The sequence below is a fragment of the Dorea longicatena genome, assembly GCF_025150085.1.
Classification (GTDB): Bacteria; Bacillota; Clostridia; order Lachnospirales; family Lachnospiraceae; genus Dorea_A; species Dorea_A longicatena.
Map to the genome: position 1 here is coordinate 2654997 of NZ_CP102280.1, position 15306 is coordinate 2670302.

17 protein-coding genes are annotated in these 15306 nt (G+C 42.3%); 2 read left to right on the top strand and 15 right to left on the bottom strand.

Annotated elements, in window-relative coordinates:
* Positions 1–52: 52 nt before the first annotated feature.
* Positions 53–262: a hypothetical protein gene (locus NQ508_RS12720; RefSeq protein ID WP_006428693.1), complete on the bottom strand. Its 210-nt coding sequence runs from the start codon at positions 260–262 to the stop codon at positions 53–55.
* Positions 193–435 carry a zinc-ribbon domain-containing protein gene (locus tag NQ508_RS12725; RefSeq protein WP_080543158.1) on the bottom strand — a complete coding sequence of 81 codons (243 nt, stop codon included), beginning with the start codon at positions 433–435 and terminating at the stop codon, positions 193–195. The genes NQ508_RS12720 and NQ508_RS12725 overlap by 70 nt, the downstream gene beginning before the upstream one ends.
* Positions 436–596: 161 nt before the next feature.
* Here NQ508_RS12725 and NQ508_RS12730 point away from each other — a divergent pair, with 161 nt between their 5' ends.
* Positions 597–1283, top strand: coding sequence for a helix-turn-helix domain-containing protein (locus NQ508_RS12730; protein ID WP_006426148.1), 687 nt, complete (start codon positions 597–599; stop codon positions 1281–1283).
* Positions 1283–2176, top strand: coding sequence for an IS3 family transposase (locus NQ508_RS12735; protein WP_226851847.1), 894 nt, complete (start codon positions 1283–1285; stop codon positions 2174–2176). The genes NQ508_RS12730 and NQ508_RS12735 overlap by 1 nt, the downstream gene beginning before the upstream one ends.
* 111 nt (positions 2177–2287) lie before the next feature.
* Here NQ508_RS12735 and NQ508_RS12740 read toward each other — a convergent pair whose 3' ends face one another.
* From NQ508_RS12740 to NQ508_RS12800, 13 genes are all read right to left on the bottom strand, one after another.
* Complete coding sequence (locus tag NQ508_RS12740) at positions 2288–3172, bottom strand: MerR family transcriptional regulator (protein WP_006428694.1); 885 nt, start codon at positions 3170–3172, stop codon at positions 2288–2290.
* A gap of 262 nt (positions 3173–3434) precedes the next feature.
* Positions 3435–5480, bottom strand: coding sequence for a lysine--tRNA ligase (lysS, locus tag NQ508_RS12745; protein WP_044920602.1), 2046 nt, complete (start codon positions 5478–5480; stop codon positions 3435–3437).
* Between the two features lie 98 nt (positions 5481–5578).
* Positions 5579–6061, bottom strand: a complete 483-nt coding sequence (gene greA, locus NQ508_RS12750; protein WP_006428696.1) for a transcription elongation factor GreA — start codon at positions 6059–6061, stop codon at positions 5579–5581.
* A gap of 218 nt (positions 6062–6279) precedes the next feature.
* Positions 6280–7236, bottom strand: a complete 957-nt coding sequence (gene dusB / locus NQ508_RS12755) for a tRNA dihydrouridine synthase DusB (RefSeq protein ID WP_006428697.1) — start codon at positions 7234–7236, stop codon at positions 6280–6282.
* 253 nt (positions 7237–7489) lie between these two features.
* On the bottom strand, positions 7490–8266 hold the full coding sequence (locus NQ508_RS12760; protein ID WP_006428698.1) for a type III pantothenate kinase: 777 nt from the start codon (positions 8264–8266) through the stop codon (positions 7490–7492).
* A gap of 33 nt (positions 8267–8299) precedes the next feature.
* Complete coding sequence (locus NQ508_RS12765; protein WP_044920685.1) at positions 8300–8641, bottom strand: DUF6145 family protein; 342 nt, start codon at positions 8639–8641, stop codon at positions 8300–8302.
* Entirely contained in the window at positions 8634–9614 is a 981-nt protein-coding gene (locus NQ508_RS12770) for a biotin--[acetyl-CoA-carboxylase] ligase (RefSeq protein WP_006428700.1), read from the bottom strand. Before NQ508_RS12770 ends, NQ508_RS12765 begins: the two co-directional genes overlap by 8 nt.
* 17 nt (positions 9615–9631) lie before the next feature.
* Positions 9632–10627 carry an ornithine carbamoyltransferase gene (argF, locus tag NQ508_RS12775; RefSeq protein WP_006428701.1) on the bottom strand — a complete coding sequence of 332 codons (996 nt, stop codon included), beginning with the start codon at positions 10625–10627 and terminating at the stop codon, positions 9632–9634.
* Positions 10628–10676: 49 nt separating this feature from the next.
* Positions 10677–11609: an SPFH domain-containing protein gene (locus NQ508_RS12780; protein ID WP_006428702.1), complete on the bottom strand. Its 933-nt coding sequence runs from the start codon at positions 11607–11609 to the stop codon at positions 10677–10679.
* Positions 11610–11612: 3 nt separating this feature from the next.
* Entirely contained in the window at positions 11613–12047 is a 435-nt protein-coding gene (locus NQ508_RS12785; protein ID WP_006428703.1) for an NfeD family protein, read from the bottom strand.
* Between the two features lie 109 nt (positions 12048–12156).
* Positions 12157–12948 (bottom strand): 23S rRNA (guanosine(2251)-2'-O)-methyltransferase RlmB, encoded by a 792-nt coding sequence (gene rlmB, locus NQ508_RS12790; protein WP_006428704.1) that lies wholly within the window; start codon positions 12946–12948, stop codon positions 12157–12159.
* A gap of 131 nt (positions 12949–13079) precedes the next feature.
* Positions 13080–13769, bottom strand: coding sequence for a response regulator transcription factor (locus tag NQ508_RS12795; RefSeq protein WP_006428705.1), 690 nt, complete (start codon positions 13767–13769; stop codon positions 13080–13082).
* A complete protein-coding gene (locus NQ508_RS12800; RefSeq protein ID WP_006428706.1) occupies positions 13762–15255 on the bottom strand; it encodes a HAMP domain-containing sensor histidine kinase in 1494 nt (497 codons plus the stop codon). Before NQ508_RS12800 ends, NQ508_RS12795 begins: the two co-directional genes overlap by 8 nt.
* Between the last annotated feature and the right edge of the window lie 51 nt (positions 15256–15306).

Consider the following 15306-nt stretch of genomic DNA (forward strand, 5'->3'; position numbering starts at 1 on the left):
TGATACCAGTCTTTTTCCATTGCTTTCATCTAAATTTACCTCCTGCTTTTCATCATTCAAAAATCTGTCCCAGAAGTTTTTTCTTCTCCATATACGGGAACTCTCTATCAAATGCCTCTGCTTCCTTTTCATTTACCAGATACCCTGCCGGAGGTGCATACTCTCCTGTAATTCCATTAAGATATCCCGGTATCAGTTCTTTGCACAGAAAGAAAGATGCATCCTCGCCTTCCGGCAATCCATGATAGCGGATATCGGGCATTTTTCTCCATTGGAACGAGCCTTAACGCTTGTTTGCCATTCGTGTCCGCAAGTACCTTTCCACCATACTTTTTTATTTGAACCAAAGGTAATATCATCAGGTGTAAGCGGTAAATTCTTCTCCGACCATTCCGTAATAAGCTCTGGGTGTACTTCTGCTAAACTGTTGTTCATAGCCAAACCTCAACCTCCTTGTGCTTAGAGTATATGAAGTTTTGGCTTTATCTTGTAGTTTGCGAATATCCGTATAAATAGAAAAAGCCCTTTGAGAAAAGGTGATATGCTACCCTCATATAGGACAATGAAATATAAAAGTCCTATATGGGGGTATTTTCATGTTCAGAAAGAGTAAGATAGAACCAGTAGAAAAAGTAAAAATAGTCGAACGCTACCTTGCAGGAGAAATTGGCATACAGCAAGCAGGAAAAGAATTGGGAGTTGATCATCATAGTATTCGAAATTGGATTTCTATTTATCAGTATGATGGACCAACTGGATTACTCAATCAACCGAAAAACAAATCTTATTCAAAAGATTTAAAAATATCTGCTATAAATGATTATCTTAACGGAGAAGGATCTCTTCAGGATATTTGCACAAAATACGGAATTCGTTCACACAGACAGCTTTCCGATTGGATTAAGGTGTATAATTCTGGTGGAATATTAAAAACATCCACTGGAGGTGCTTACATGAAAAAGGCAAAGAACACTACACTTGATGAGAGATTAAAAATAGTAACAGATTGTCTTGCAAATGATAAGAATTATGGTGCAATGGCACTCAAATATGATTGTTCCTATCAACAAGTTCGCAATTGGGTAATACGATACGAAAAGATGGGTCAAGCGGGTCTGGAAGACAGACGTGGACGTCGTATAGCTTCTCTTCCAAGCAGAACACCTGAAGAAGAGCTACGTGACAAGATAGCTGAACTGGAAAGAAGAAATCTAGACTTACAAATGGAGAATGATCTGTTAAAAAAAGTCAGAGAACTGGAAAGGAGGGGTCGCTATCTTTAATCCATCGGTTAGCCGAATATGAAGCCATCCAAAAACTATCGTCTACTAAGCATTATCCCATAGATAGACTTTGTAAATATCTTAATGTTACACGTTCTGCGTATTACCGCTGGGGAAAATATCCGAAAAGTAATAATGAACTTCGAAACGAAAGACTATCCACTGAAATCCAAAGGATTCATCACCAGCATCCAGATATGGGATACCGAAGGATTCGTGATGAATTAGATGGACATAAAGGAATTCATGTGAATGATAAACGAGTACTTCGTATTTGTAGGAAATACGATATAAAATCAAATATTAAATGGAAACCTAAGAGTTGTACCAGAGGAGACAGAAATCCTGATCACATAGCAAAAAACTATTTACACCGTGAATTTCACGCCGAAAAACCGAATGAAAAGTGGCTTACAGATGTTTCTGAATTTAAATACTACAACGGAATAGAAGTTCATAAAGTTTATCTGAGTGCTATTTTAGATTTATATGATAGAAGGATTGTTTCCTTTAAAATCAGCGATCATAATGATAATCCATTAGTTATGGACACGTTTGATGAGGCTGTTCGTCAGGAGCCAGATGCACACCCATTAGTTCATTCTGATCGAGGCTTTCAATATACAAGCGCACAGTTTTATACTAGATTAAAAAAACATCATATGAAGCAGAGTATGTCTAGAGTTGCCCACTGTATTGACAATGGACCAATGGAAGGGTTTTGGGGAATTCTAAAACGAGAAATGTATTATAAACAGCGTTTTAATGACAGAAGCTCTTTGATTACTGCGATAGCTAATTACATAGATTACTACAACAACCAACGACTTCAAAGGAAACTGCATGTAATGACACCAATGAAATATCATGAGCAATATACAAAAGCAGCATAAAATATCGCCAGCCATAGCATGGCTGACGATACAAAAATTTATTATTTTTTATTGTCCTCTTGACGGGGAGCATACCAAGGATTTCTCCTCTCCCAAAGGGTAGTTTAACTTTTATTTAGAATTATCTTTTTTAATAACTAAGTTATAATTGCTATCATAATACAGTCCAAGTTCTCTACACATTCTATCGTTCACATTATCTAACGCTTTCTTATATTCTGCATACGTTGGAGACAGAACCATTAAATTAGGAATGAATATATCGTTATATCCTTTATTTTGTAACTTTTTCTGCATTTTTCTCTGTGCAATAAATGCTGGATGGTATTTCATTATACCGTTTTTCATTTTAGCACCTTTCCATACTTTTTCTTTTAGTCTTTCATATTCACTTTCACTCATATCACGATAATAGGCTATCATCTCATCTGCGGTTCTGGTTTTTTGTGCAATCCCACCTATCATCTTCGCACCTATTCCCATAATAAAAGGAACTTTCAATGTCGTTTCATCGCAATATTCTAATATATTCTGTAGTGCCTGCTTCTGTTCCAGAGTCTTCAACCTTACATTAAGAAATGGTTTGAAATGACTTTTAAAATAATCTCCCCATTCTTTTCCCGGTAGCAAAGACTCAATTGCATTTTCAACGGTTTGATAATCAAGTGCCTCATTTGCTTTGTCTGCGTCACCATCATCTATAAATTGCTTCAAAGCTTCAAGTTCTGAGTCTTTTAAAACTTTTTCCTGCACTTTTTCTTGATAAATACGAAGAAGAATACTTTTGTCGCCAGTTTCCAAAAGGCTCTGTATGTCTTTAATACTAATACCGAGTTTTCTATATACTGAAATCTTTTTTAAAGTTTCAACATCTTGTGCAGTATAGTTACGATAACCATTGTTATCTTTATCCACTGACAGCAATCCTTTTTCTTCATAATACTTAACTGCACGCTTTGTCATTTCAACCTCATTTATAATTTCATTTAATAACATCAGATGCACCTCCTTATGATTTATGTTGATAGTATAAGCGTATACGCTGCGTGCAGGTCAAGAGTTTTTCGTCTTTCTTCTAAAAATGGGCAATCCCGATTTCAGGACTGCCCATTCATTCTGCTAATTATGCGATTTTTCTTGCTTGCACCGATTTCTGCATCAATTGATGTAAGTTTGATGTAAATCGCTGTTTTTTTAGTTTTTTATCAAATGAAGTACGTCCCGTCTATTTTGTAAAACGGTACATCTTTACATCATCTTAATAGAGCTTTGCACCTGCTGGAATGTGGTCATCAACCATCAGAAGATGAAGCTTTTCTTCGCCTTCTTCTTCGTGGATAGCACTGAGAAGCATACCACAAGAGTCAATGCCCATCATAGCTCTCGGTGGAAGATTTGTGATAGCGATAAGAGTCTTTCCAACCAGTTCTTCCGGCTCATAATAAGCGTGAATACCGCTTAAAATGGTTCTGTCTGTGCCTGTTCCGTCATCAAGAGTAAACTGTAACAGCTTCTTTGACTTCGGTACTGCAACGCACTCTTTAACCTTTACTGCACGGAAATCTGACTTGCTGAATGTATCAAAATCAACCATTTCTTCAAACAATGGCTCGACTTTTACCTTAGAAAAATCAATCTTTTCAACCGGTTTTTCAGCCTCTGCAGGAGCTGCTTCGGAAGTCTTATTTGCCTTCTTATCAGCATCCAGTGACTTCATTGTCGGGAATAATAACACATCACGAATAGCCTGTGCATCTGTCAGTAACATTACCAGTCTGTCGATTCCGTATCCGATTCCACCTGTTGGTGGCATACCGATTTCCAGTGCATTCAGGAAATCTTCATCTGTGTGGTTTGCCTCTTCATCACCGGCTGCAAATGCTTCTTCCTGTGCTGCAAAACGTTCTCTCTGATCAATCGGGTCATTTAACTCTGAGTATGCGTTACACATCTCACGTCCGTATACATATAACTCAAAACGCTCTACATAGTTCGGATCTTCCGGATTCTTCTTTGTCAGTGGTGAGATCTCGATCGGATGATCTGTTACGAATGTAGGCTGGATCATCTTCTCTTCACAGAACTCATCAAAGAACAGGTTCAGGATATCACCCTTCTTGTGGCGCTCTTCGTATTCTACGTGATGCTTGTCTGCTAATGCTTTTGCTTCTTCGTCTGTCTTAACTTCTGAGAAGTCAACACCTGCGTATTTCTTAACAGCATCGATCATGGAAATTCTTTCGAATGGTTTTGCCATATCGATGACTGTTCCGTTGTAGCTGATCACTGCACTTCCACATACCTTTTCTGCAAGGTAACGGAACATGCTCTCTGTCAGTTCCATCATTCCTTCATAGTCTGTATATGCCTGGTATAATTCCATCAGTGTAAATTCCGGGTTGTGACGTGTGTCTACACCTTCGTTACGGAATACTCGTCCGATCTCGTATACTCGCTCAAGTCCTCCGACGATCAGTCTCTTCAGATATAATTCCAGAGAAATACGAAGTTTTACATCTTCGTTCAAAGCATTGTAATGTGTCTCAAATGGTCTTGCAGCTGCTCCACCTGCGTTGCTTACCAGCATTGGAGTCTCTACTTCCATGAATCCACGTCCGTCTAAGAAGTTACGGATCTCTTTGAGGATCTTAGAACGTTTGATAAATGTCTCTTTTGACTCTGGATTCATGATAAGGTCTACATATCTCTGACGGTAACGTGTATCTGTATCTGTTAATCCGTGGAACTTCTCCGGAAGGATCTGTAAACTCTTGGAAAGAAGTGTCATCTTCTCTGCATGGATAGAGATCTCTCCGGTTCTTGTTCTGAATGCAAATCCTTCTAATCCGAAAATATCACCGATGTCAGAACGTTTGAAATCTGCATAAGATTCTGTTCCGATCGCATCTCTTGCAACATATACCTGGATGCTTCCCTGAAGATCCTGAATGTTACAGAAAGAAGCTTTACCCATAACTCTCTTGAACATCATACGTCCTGCGATTGCTACGTGGATTGGATTGGCATCCATGATGCTTCTTCTCTCTTCATAATCTTTCTTCAGAACCTCTTTTGCCTGCTCTTCATCCATACCTTCTACATCTGGTGTATGATGATCTTTTAAAAGTTCTGCCTCATGTGCTTCATACAGACTCTTCACTTCCAGTGAGTGATGTGTCTGATCGAATTTTGTGATCTTGAACGGATCTTTTCCATTCTGCTGCAGTTCTGCTAATTTATCACGGCGAACCTTTCTTAACTGGTTCACGTCCTGTTCCTGTCCATTGTTCTGCTGCTTAGCCACTTTTTTATTCTCCTTCCTTATCTGAATTCAGACCTCCCGTGTAAGAGAGGCCTGAGTCTTGTGTCCTGGTTATTCTTCGACGGGTATCTGCCTGTCTCTTATAATGAACGGCTGATGTCCAGTACCTTGTACTCCATTACTCCAGCCTGTGTCTCTACTGTTACGACATCTCCGATCTGTTTGCCCATCAGAGCCTGACCAACCGGTGATTCGTTAGAGATCTTTCCTTCCAGACTGTTCGCCTCTGTAGAGCCGACCAGTTTGAATTCCATCTCTTCGTCAAATGTGATGTCGAATACTTTTACAGTACATCCGATGTTGATCTTATCGAAATCAACTTCATCTTCTACTACAACTTCTGCATTCTTAAGAATTGCTTCCAGTTCTTCGATACGTGCTTCAATGTCTCTCTGCTCGTCTTTTGCTGCATCGTACTCAGCGTTCTCTGATAAGTCTCCCTGTTCTCTTGCTTCTTTGATCTTCTGTGCAATCTCTCTACGTTTTACAACCTTGAGGTTTTCAAGTTCGTCTTCCAGTGCTTTTAAACCAGCATAAGTAAGTAATTTTTTCTTTGCTTCCATCTGTCTCCTGCTCCTTTTTCTGTTCCATATTACTCTGACATTTTTATGCCTGAATCATCTATCTGAATATTTAATCTGTCATAGAATAAAGATACTTTCACAATTTCATTATTATACATAAATGCGTGTTTTATGTCAATGTTTTTGTCTCTTGTATATCCCTATTTTACGCCTGTTCTTTTCATTTTCCGACGGTATCTATTATTCAGATTCTCTGTTTATACAATCGCCTTGTCCAGAAGTTCCACCAACTCTTCATAAGATTCCACCTGGTTGATCGCATCCCTGAGTTTTGCAGAACCTTTCATTCCCTTTGTGTACCAGGCAACATGCTTACGCATTTCCCTGATCCCGATAAAGTCTCCCTTGAATTCAATCTGTAGTCTTGCATGTCTGAGCATTGTCTCTTTGATTTTCTCCGGAGTCGGTCTCGGAGGAACAACACCGGTTCTTTCATATTCCTGAAGTTCATGGAAGATCCATGGATTGCCCTGTGCACCTCTTCCGATCATCACGCCGTCACAGCCGGTTTCTCTTCTCATCTGAAGTGCCTTTTCTCCTGAAATCACATCACCATTTCCTATCACCGGAATGGATACGGCTTCTTTGACCTGACGGATGATATCCCAGTCTGCTTTACCGGAATAATACTGTTCCCTTGTCCGTCCGTGCACGGCAACTGCCGCACCGCCTGCATCTTCAATGATCTTTGCGATCTCTACAGCATTGATATGATCATCGTCAAATCCTTTCCGAATCTTCACCGTTACCGGCTTTTCGATTGCTTTCGACACTGCCGATACGATTTCATGTACCAGCTTCGGATTCTTCATAAGTGCAGAACCTTCGCCGTTCCGTACTACCTTCGGAACCGGACATCCCATATTGATGTCCAGGATCTGGAACGGCAGCTCTTCGATCATTTTCGCCATCTCACTCATGATCTTTGGATCGGAACCAAAGAGCTGTAACGACACCGGATACTCTTCCGGATGGATTGCAAGTAATGCTTTGGTATTCTTATTTTTATACTGCAGGGCTTTCGCGCTGATCATCTCCATGCACAAAAGTCCGGCTCCCTGCTCTTTACAGAGCAATCTGAACGGCAGATCCGTTACTCCCGCCATCGGCGCGAGAATATATGGATTTGCCAGATTAACATTCCCGATTTTCATCTTTCTACTCCTGTTAATTAATTTTAATTACTATTATCTTCTATCCTGGTTATCCCTGAACAATTTACAAACATCTTCTATTTTCGATTATTCCAGGATACTTATCATTCTTCTCACAATTATACTTCATTTCCTCCAAGAAACACACAGCACTATATATCAGCTAAGATAGCCCCACTCTTACACTGGCGGAACCATCTTGATATATAGTGCTGCACATTTCTCTGAAAGTCTACATTATCAACACCGTAGATTATTTACTTTTTTTATTCTTTTCGTAAATGAACCGAAGTCCTTTTAACGTAAGCTGTGAATCATACACATCGATCATGTCTGTTTCATTCGCAATCATCTTGCCAAGTCCGCCGGTTGCAATAACCTTTGCATCCGGGTAGCCGGACTCTTCTTTCATACGCTTAATGATATATTCAGTCTGACCGATCTGACCATATACAAGGCCTGCCTGCATTGCCGTGATCGTCTCTTTTGCGAGAATGGAATTCGGCTTACGGATCTCGATTGCCGGAAGCATATCTGCCTCTCCCCAGAGAGACTGTGCCGAAGTGCGGATTCCCGGTGCGATCACGCCCGCCTCAAATGTTCCGTCCGGGCCGATCACATCAAATGTCGTTGCCGTTCCGAAGTCTACCACGATCGCCGGTCCACCATATAAGGTGTAAGCACCGACTGCATCTACGATACGGTCCGGGCCGACCTGTCTCGGATTCTCCGTGACGATACGGATTCCCGTCTTAATTCCTGCAGATACAACCACCGGCTTTACGCCGAAATATTTGATAATCGCACTGCCGAGTGAATGCATCACATCCGGCACTACGGATGCAAGGATCACTGCATTGATCTTCGAGCTTTCGATCCCGTGTCTTTCTACCAGTTCCTGTAAAGTAATTCCATATTCATCCGATGTTCTCGGCTGCTTTGTCTTCATACGGAATGTGCCAAATAATTCGTCTTTGTTAAACACTCCGAGTGTAATGTTCGTATTTCCTACATCGATTACAAGAAGCATCTTTCTCCTCCTGTTTTGTCTGTTTCCTTATAGTTACTCTTCGCTGTTTATCTCTTCACCCAGGAAGAATACTTTATAATATAACTGCAATGCCTGCAGAAGATCCTGCTTGTCTCTCTGCAGCTGCTTGATCTTAAGCTGGCTTCCGATGTCATCGAACATCGGGTCAAAATCATCGGAGGTTACTTCAAAGCATAATTCCCCGTTCTCTTCGAATACCAGCGTCAGGATTCCTCCTACATCATGCACATACAACACGCACATGATCTTCAGTTCATTCTTTACATCATCCGGGAGCTGTTCAAAATCCGGATTCAGATAATATTTTTCTTCATATGAATTGGCGCCGCAAAGCACCACTTTTTCATCATACATACCCATAAACACCTCTAACTGATACCTCTCCGGCATAGATTTCTTTTTCTTTCCCATCCGGCGTTCTTACAATCAGTTCTCCAGTCTGATTGATGCCGATGGCGTGCGCTTTATATTCATTTCCTGGTTCCAGGACCTTGACCTCCTGATCCCGGTTCACCAGCATGGAATTATAAAGTTCCTGTAAGCCCGACAGATCTTCCGTCTTAATGAAGATCTCATAGCATTTTTCAAAGCTCTTCATCACTGCTGCGATCAGCTCGGAACGCTTTACGCTCTTTCCGAGTTCCAGCTTAAGTGAGGAAGCCGTTGCCTTAATATCATCCGGAAATGTATCCTGATTCACATTGATTCCGGCACCGATCACGACATGATTGATATAGTCGATCTCCGTACTCATTTCCGTCAGAATACCGCAGATCTTCCGGCCATTCACCACGATATCATTCGGCCACTTGATCTTCGTCTCAAGTCCGGTCACTTCCTGGATACCTTCTGCCACAGCGATCGCCATAAGTAACGTAAGCTGTGGTGCCTTTACCGGCGGAATATCCGGATACAACAGGATCGTCATATAGATACTGCTTCCGGACGGTGATTTCCAGACACGGCCTCTGCGGCCTTTTCCTGCCACCTGCATATCTGCCACGAATAAAGTACCGTGAGCAGCCCCGTTATCTCCGGCTTCTTTGGCGCGGTTATTGGTCGAGTCAATTTCATCGTAATATACGACATTTTTTCCTGCCCATTTTGTGTCTACAAGACTTTCAATCTCTGCTTTTGACATAACATCCGGACTGTCGATAAGGCGGTAGCCTTTGTTGCGCACCGCCTCTATCTCATAACCTTCTTTTTTAAGCTGGTCGATCACTTTCCAGATGGCCGTTCTGGATACCTGAAACTGTTCGCACAACTGCTGTCCGGAAATATATGTATCGCTTTCTTTTAACAAACGTAATATTTCTGATTTCATAATCTGTCTGCTCTTGCCTACTCTCTTTCACCAAGTGTTGCCACCATGACAGCCTTGATCGTATGCATACGGTTCTCAGCCTCGTCAAATACCTTTGACTGCGGAGACTCGAATACTTCATCTGTAACTTCCATATCGTCCAGGCCGAATTTGTCATGGATCTGTTTACCGATCTTTGTCTTCAGATCGTGGAATGCCGGCAGACAGTGTAAGAAGATTGCCTGTTCTCCTGCATTTTCCATTACTTTCTTTGTCACCTTGTATGGAGACAGTTCGCGGATACGTTCTTCCCATACTTCGTCCGGCTCACCCATGGATACCCATACATCCGTACAGATAACGTCTGCATCTTTGGTTCCGCTTTCGATATCTTCTGTCAGTGTGATGGTTGCTCCTGTCTCTTTTGCATATCCTTTGCAAGTCTCTACCAGTTCCTCATTCGGGAAATAGTTCTTAGACGTACATGCCACAAAATGCATACCTAATTTGGCACATGCGATCATCAGGGAATTGCCCATATTGTATCTTGCATCACCCATGTATACCAGTTTGATACCTTTCAGATGTCCGAAATGTTCACGGATCGTCAGCATATCCGCCAGCATCTGTGTCGGATGATACTCATTCGTCAGTCCGTTCCATACCGGAACGCCTGCATATTTGGCCAGTTCCTCCACAATCTCCTGTCCGAATCCACGATACTCGATTCCATCAAACATTCTTCCGAGAACTCTTGCTGTATCTTCGATACTTTCTTTCTTCCCGATCTGTGAACCTGAAGGATCAAGGTAAGTCGTTCCCATACCCATATCGTGAGCAGCTACTTCGAAAGAACAGCGGGTTCTGGTACTGGTCTTTTCAAAGATCAATGCCACATTCATTCCTCTATATTTATCAACCGGAATTCCTTTTTTCTTTTTTTCTTTTAATTCTGCGGAAAGATCAAGCAGATATGTGATCTCTTCCGGTGTGAAATCTTTCAGCGTCAGGAAATTTCTGCCTTTTAAATCCATTGTTTTGTACCTCGCTTTTATTCTTTGACTTTTATCTTATGTCTTTTGTCTACTTTTCTTCTTTTTTATCATCTGCGCCAATCTCTGTAACAGATTTTACCAGACCTGCAATGCTCTGGATCTCTGACGGAATGATGATCTTCGTTGCTTTTCCATCAGCAGCTTTTGCAAATGCTTCCAGACTTTTCATGGTAAGAACAGCCTCATCGGCTCCTGCTTCTTTCAGGAAACGAATTCCATCGGCATTTGCCTGCTGTACTTTCATGATGGCTTCTGCCTTACCTTCAGCCTCACGGATCGTTGCTTCCTTCTGTGCTTCGGCTTTCAGGATGGCTGCCTGCTTCTCAGCTTCGGCGTCCAGAATTGCAGACTCTTTGTGACCTTCTGCCACAAGAATTGTAGACTTCTTCTCACCTTCGGCACGTAAGATGGCTTCACGACGTTCACGCTCTGCTTTCATCTGCTTCTCCATTGCATCCTGGATGGCTGCCGGTGGGATAATGTTCTTAAGTTCCACGCGGTTTACCTTGATTCCCCAAGGATCGGTTGCCACATCCAGAGATGCTCTCATCTTCGTGTTGATCGTCTCTCTGGATGTCAGTGTCTGATCTAATTCCAGATCACCGATGATGTTACGAAGTGTCGTGGCTGTCAGGTTCTCGATCGCCATGATCGGATTCGCCACACCATAACAGAACATCTTCGGATCCGTGATCTGATAAAATACAACGGTATCAATTCTCATCGTTACGTTATCTTTTGTGATAACCGGCTGCGGTGCAAAATCCACTACCTGCTCTTTCAGATCCACTCTTCTTGCCACACGGTCAAAAATCGGAATCTTAAAGTGAAGTCCGGTTCCCCATGTTGCCTGATATGCCCCCAGTCTTTCAATAACCAATGCCTGCGCCTGTCTGACTACCTTTACACAGGAAATCACTACGCAGATAATAATCGCTAATAAAATCAATCCAAAAATCATACTCTACTCCTCTCTGGCATGCACAATCAGTTTCACGCCCTGAATACCATTTACTACAACAACTGTGTTCTTCGGGATTGTTCCGTCCGGCTCATCCGTCTTCGCCGACCAGATTTGGCCCCGGATCTCTACCTGCCCTTTGGCCTTTATCGTATCGATGTCTTCTGTCACCAGTGCATGCTGTCCGATCAGACTCTCTGCGTTCGTCTTCTGCCTCTCCTGATTGAAGAACTTCACCGCGATCGGTCTTGTCAGAATCAGCAGCAGAATGGAAACTATAACAAATACTCCGATCTGCACTCCCAGCCCAAAACCGACAAGTCCTGCACAGAATGCGAGCAGTGCTCCTCCTGCGAACCAGATCGTAGTAAGTCCCATTGTCGCGATTTCAATGATCAACAGTACAATGAATATTGCCAGCCAACAGATCACTCTCATAAGCCGTCCCCTCTTTTCCGTATATATTATTTCTTGTTCACTATATTACTATACTCTGATAAAGAAAGCAATTTTCTTCTGTAAAATGAGTGGATTGTATCTCATTTAATTACACTTTCCTTCTCTGTCTTGCGGCTTCGAACATCAACACCGAAGAAGCGATTGCCGCATTCAATGACTCTACCTGTCCAAGCATCGGGATCTTGACATAGCAGTCTGCCATGTCTGCGATCTCGCGTCTCAGGCCATTCCCCTCGTTCCCAATCAGGAATGCACATGGATTCGTCAGGTCTTCCTCATCATAGGAATTCGTTCCTTCCAGATGTGCAGCATAAGTGGTGATACCTTTGTCTTTTAAATCCTGTATTCCTTTGCCAAGATCTTCCACATATACGAACGGCATGCGGTATATCGATCCCATCGTTGAGCGGATTGTCTTCGGATTATAGACATCGACGCATTCTCTGTCCATGAGGATGCCGGTCACGCCGGCTCCTTCTGCTGTACGCAGGATGGTTCCAAGATTGCCCGGATCCTGCAGATGGTCTAATACCATGATCAGCGGGCATTTTGCCGACGTCAGTTCATTGATTTCATGGTTCATCTGTTCCACCACGCACAGGATTCCCTGAGGGGTCTTAGTATCTGATGCATGGGCGAATACAGTATCTGTCAGTTCTTCTACTCTTACTTTAGAGTCTTTCAGGACTTCTTTTACGGTATCTTTTTCTTTTTTGTAAAAGGATTCGGATACATAGACTTCTTTTAACTTGTCGAGCGGCACTTCCCTGAACATACGGATTCCTTCTACCAGGAAGACGCTTTCTTCGTCTCTTAATTTTCTCTTCTTCTTTAAATTCACCAGACGTTTGATTCTGGCATTGGATGTACTTGTGATCATATATGTCGTTCCTCGTGTTTCTTATTTATTTACATTATCATATCATATCCTCCATTGAATAAAAACCCCCGGAGGTGTACCAGACCTCCGGGGATATTTTTGCATCTCAAAATATTTTGCTACATTTTTACTTACACCTTAAACCGATACCCAACACCCCATATCGTCTCGATATACTGCGGGTTGGATGTATCTACTTCTACTTTCTCACGGATTTTCTTGATATGCACCGTTACCGTTGCGATATCCCCGATGGACTCCATATCCCAGATCTCCCGGAATAACTCTTCTTTCGAATATACGTGGTTCGGATGGCTCGCAAGGAATGTCAGCAGATCGAATTCCTTCGTCGTAAATGTACGTTCTTCTCCGTTCACCCACACACGTCTTGCAGTTGTATCAATCTTCAGTCCTCTGATCTCGATCACTTTATTCTTCTCTGCCGCACTTCCGGTCAGACGGTCATATCTTGCCAGATGCGCTTTCACTCTCGCTACCAGCTCGCTCGGGCTGAACGGCTTCGTCATGTAATCATCGGCGCCGAGTCCCAGTCCCCTGATCTTATCGATATCATCTTTCTTCGCAGATACCATCACGATCGGTGTATTCTTCACATCACGCACCTGACGGCAGATATCGAATCCGTCCGTTCCCGGCAGCATCAGATCCAGGATCAGAAGATCATAATCTTCGTTCAGTGCTTTCTGAAGTCCTATATCTCCGTCATTTGCAACCTCTACGGTGAACCCGCTCAGTTCCAGATAATCCCGTTCCAGATCTGCAATTGCTTCTTCGTCTTCTACTATTAATATCTTACTCATTGACTGGTACCTCCTGATACTTTCTTAGTACAAAATACATTGTCGTTCCGGTCTCTTCTCTGCTTGTTGCCCAGATCTTACCGCCGTGTTCTTCTACAATCTTCTTTACTACAGACAAACCGATTCCACTTCCTCCGGTGGACGAATTTCTCGACGCATCGGTCCGATAAAATCGGTCAAAGATATTCGGCAGGTCTTTTGCTGCAATTCCTTTTCCGTTGTCTTCCAGTTCAATCTGTACAAAATCTCCTACATCTTTGACACGCAGATTGATCATTCCCTTTGGTTTGTCCATATATTTCAACGAATTGTTGACAATATTGTGAATCACACGTTTTACCTGCTCCGGGTCTGCAATGATCCGTACATTCTTCTCTACATAATTAAAATAACCAAATCCTACATTCTGTGCTGCCAGTTCAACCGACAGGTCATCCGCACAGTCGTTGAAATATTCATTCGCCGACACGATATTAAAATTGTAAGGGATCTTATTCGTATCGATCTTAGAATACAATGTCAGCTCATTGATCAGCGTATTCATCTCTGTCGCTTTATTGTAGATTGTTCTGACATACCGGTCTATCTTCTCCGGTGTATCTGCAACACCATCTATAATTCCTTCGGCATAACCTTTGATCGTTGTCACAGGTGTCTTCAGATCATGTGAAATGTTACTTATCAGTTCTTTACTTTCTTTGTCATATTTCAATTTTTCTTCGGCACTATCCTTCAGGCGTCCTCTCATCTCTTCCAGGCTCTGGCAGAGTTTTCCAAGTTCATCGTCAGCCTCCGGTTTCAACTCAAAATCCAGATTCCCATCCTTGATATTCTGCGCCGCTGTCTGCATCTTGCCGATCGGCCCCATAACCGCACGGTAAATCCAGATAATAAGAACTGCCGAAGTAAGTATCAGTATCACTACAATTCCAATCAGGATTTCGCAGAAAAACTGTCCAACCTCCGGAATTACATTGGATACATCTGACACAATGAACGCACTTCCCTTATTGCCGTCATCATATCTGAAATCTACCTGTTTTACCAATGCTTCTGCATCTCCGCCAAGATAAATTCCGTTCTCCGATGTTGTATCTGTATCTCCATATCCCGGCAATTGTTCGATCACCGCTTTTACACGATCATCATCGCTGCCCGTATATACGATTGTTCCGTCTTTTCTCACCAGCAGATATGCATTCTTATTCTCCAGTTTTTTATTAAACTGGTCCAGTTCTGTCGCATCTTCCATCTCAGATGCATGCTCTGACATCTTCTTCAGTTCATGATACGGCTTCTCCGTAACACGTGCAAGTACCTGCATGGAATTCGTAAAATCAGAAATCGTCGTTCCTGTAATCCCATAATTCTTCTCCACCACTCCGATCTGATAGCGGCATACCATTGAAACCATCATGGCTGCCATAAGGACCGGTATAATGATAATCGTAAAAAATGCTATAACTAATCGCGTTTTCAGCTTCATGTATCTGTCCTCCACTAAAAAAAATTATAGCATGAAAAATGGGTGCTTCAC

What these genes read in the sequence shown, in the direction of transcription:
- NQ508_RS12720 (WP_006428693.1), bottom strand. Translation starts at nt 262, where the DNA reads ATGCCCGATATCCGCTATCATGGATTGCCGGAAGGCGAGGATGCATCT.
- NQ508_RS12725 (WP_080543158.1), bottom strand. Translation starts at nt 435, where the DNA reads ATGAACAACAGTTTAGCAGAAGTACACCCAGAGCTTATTACGGAATGG.
- NQ508_RS12730 (WP_006426148.1), top strand. Translation starts at nt 597, where the DNA reads ATGTTCAGAAAGAGTAAGATAGAACCAGTAGAAAAAGTAAAAATAGTC.
- NQ508_RS12740 (WP_006428694.1), bottom strand. Translation starts at nt 3,172, where the DNA reads ATGTTATTAAATGAAATTATAAATGAGGTTGAAATGACAAAGCGTGCA.
- greA (WP_006428696.1), bottom strand. Translation starts at nt 6,061, where the DNA reads ATGGAAGCAAAGAAAAAATTACTTACTTATGCTGGTTTAAAAGCACTG.
- dusB (WP_006428697.1), bottom strand. Translation starts at nt 7,236, where the DNA reads ATGAAAATCGGGAATGTTAATCTGGCAAATCCATATATTCTCGCGCCG.
- NQ508_RS12760 (WP_006428698.1), bottom strand. Translation starts at nt 8,266, where the DNA reads ATGCTTCTTGTAATCGATGTAGGAAATACGAACATTACACTCGGAGTG.
- NQ508_RS12765 (WP_044920685.1), bottom strand. Translation starts at nt 8,641, where the DNA reads ATGTATGATGAAAAAGTGGTGCTTTGCGGCGCCAATTCATATGAAGAA.
- NQ508_RS12770 (WP_006428700.1), bottom strand. Translation starts at nt 9,614, where the DNA reads ATGAAATCAGAAATATTACGTTTGTTAAAAGAAAGCGATACATATATT.
- argF (WP_006428701.1), bottom strand. Translation starts at nt 10,627, where the DNA reads ATGGATTTAAAAGGCAGAAATTTCCTGACGCTGAAAGATTTCACACCG.
- NQ508_RS12780 (WP_006428702.1), bottom strand. Translation starts at nt 11,609, where the DNA reads ATGATTTTTGGATTGATTTTATTAGCGATTATTATCTGCGTAGTGATT.
- NQ508_RS12785 (WP_006428703.1), bottom strand. Translation starts at nt 12,047, where the DNA reads ATGAGAGTGATCTGTTGGCTGGCAATATTCATTGTACTGTTGATCATT.
- rlmB (WP_006428704.1), bottom strand. Translation starts at nt 12,948, where the DNA reads ATGATCACAAGTACATCCAATGCCAGAATCAAACGTCTGGTGAATTTA.
- NQ508_RS12795 (WP_006428705.1), bottom strand. Translation starts at nt 13,769, where the DNA reads ATGAGTAAGATATTAATAGTAGAAGACGAAGAAGCAATTGCAGATCTG.
- NQ508_RS12800 (WP_006428706.1), bottom strand. Translation starts at nt 15,255, where the DNA reads ATGAAGCTGAAAACGCGATTAGTTATAGCATTTTTTACGATTATCATT.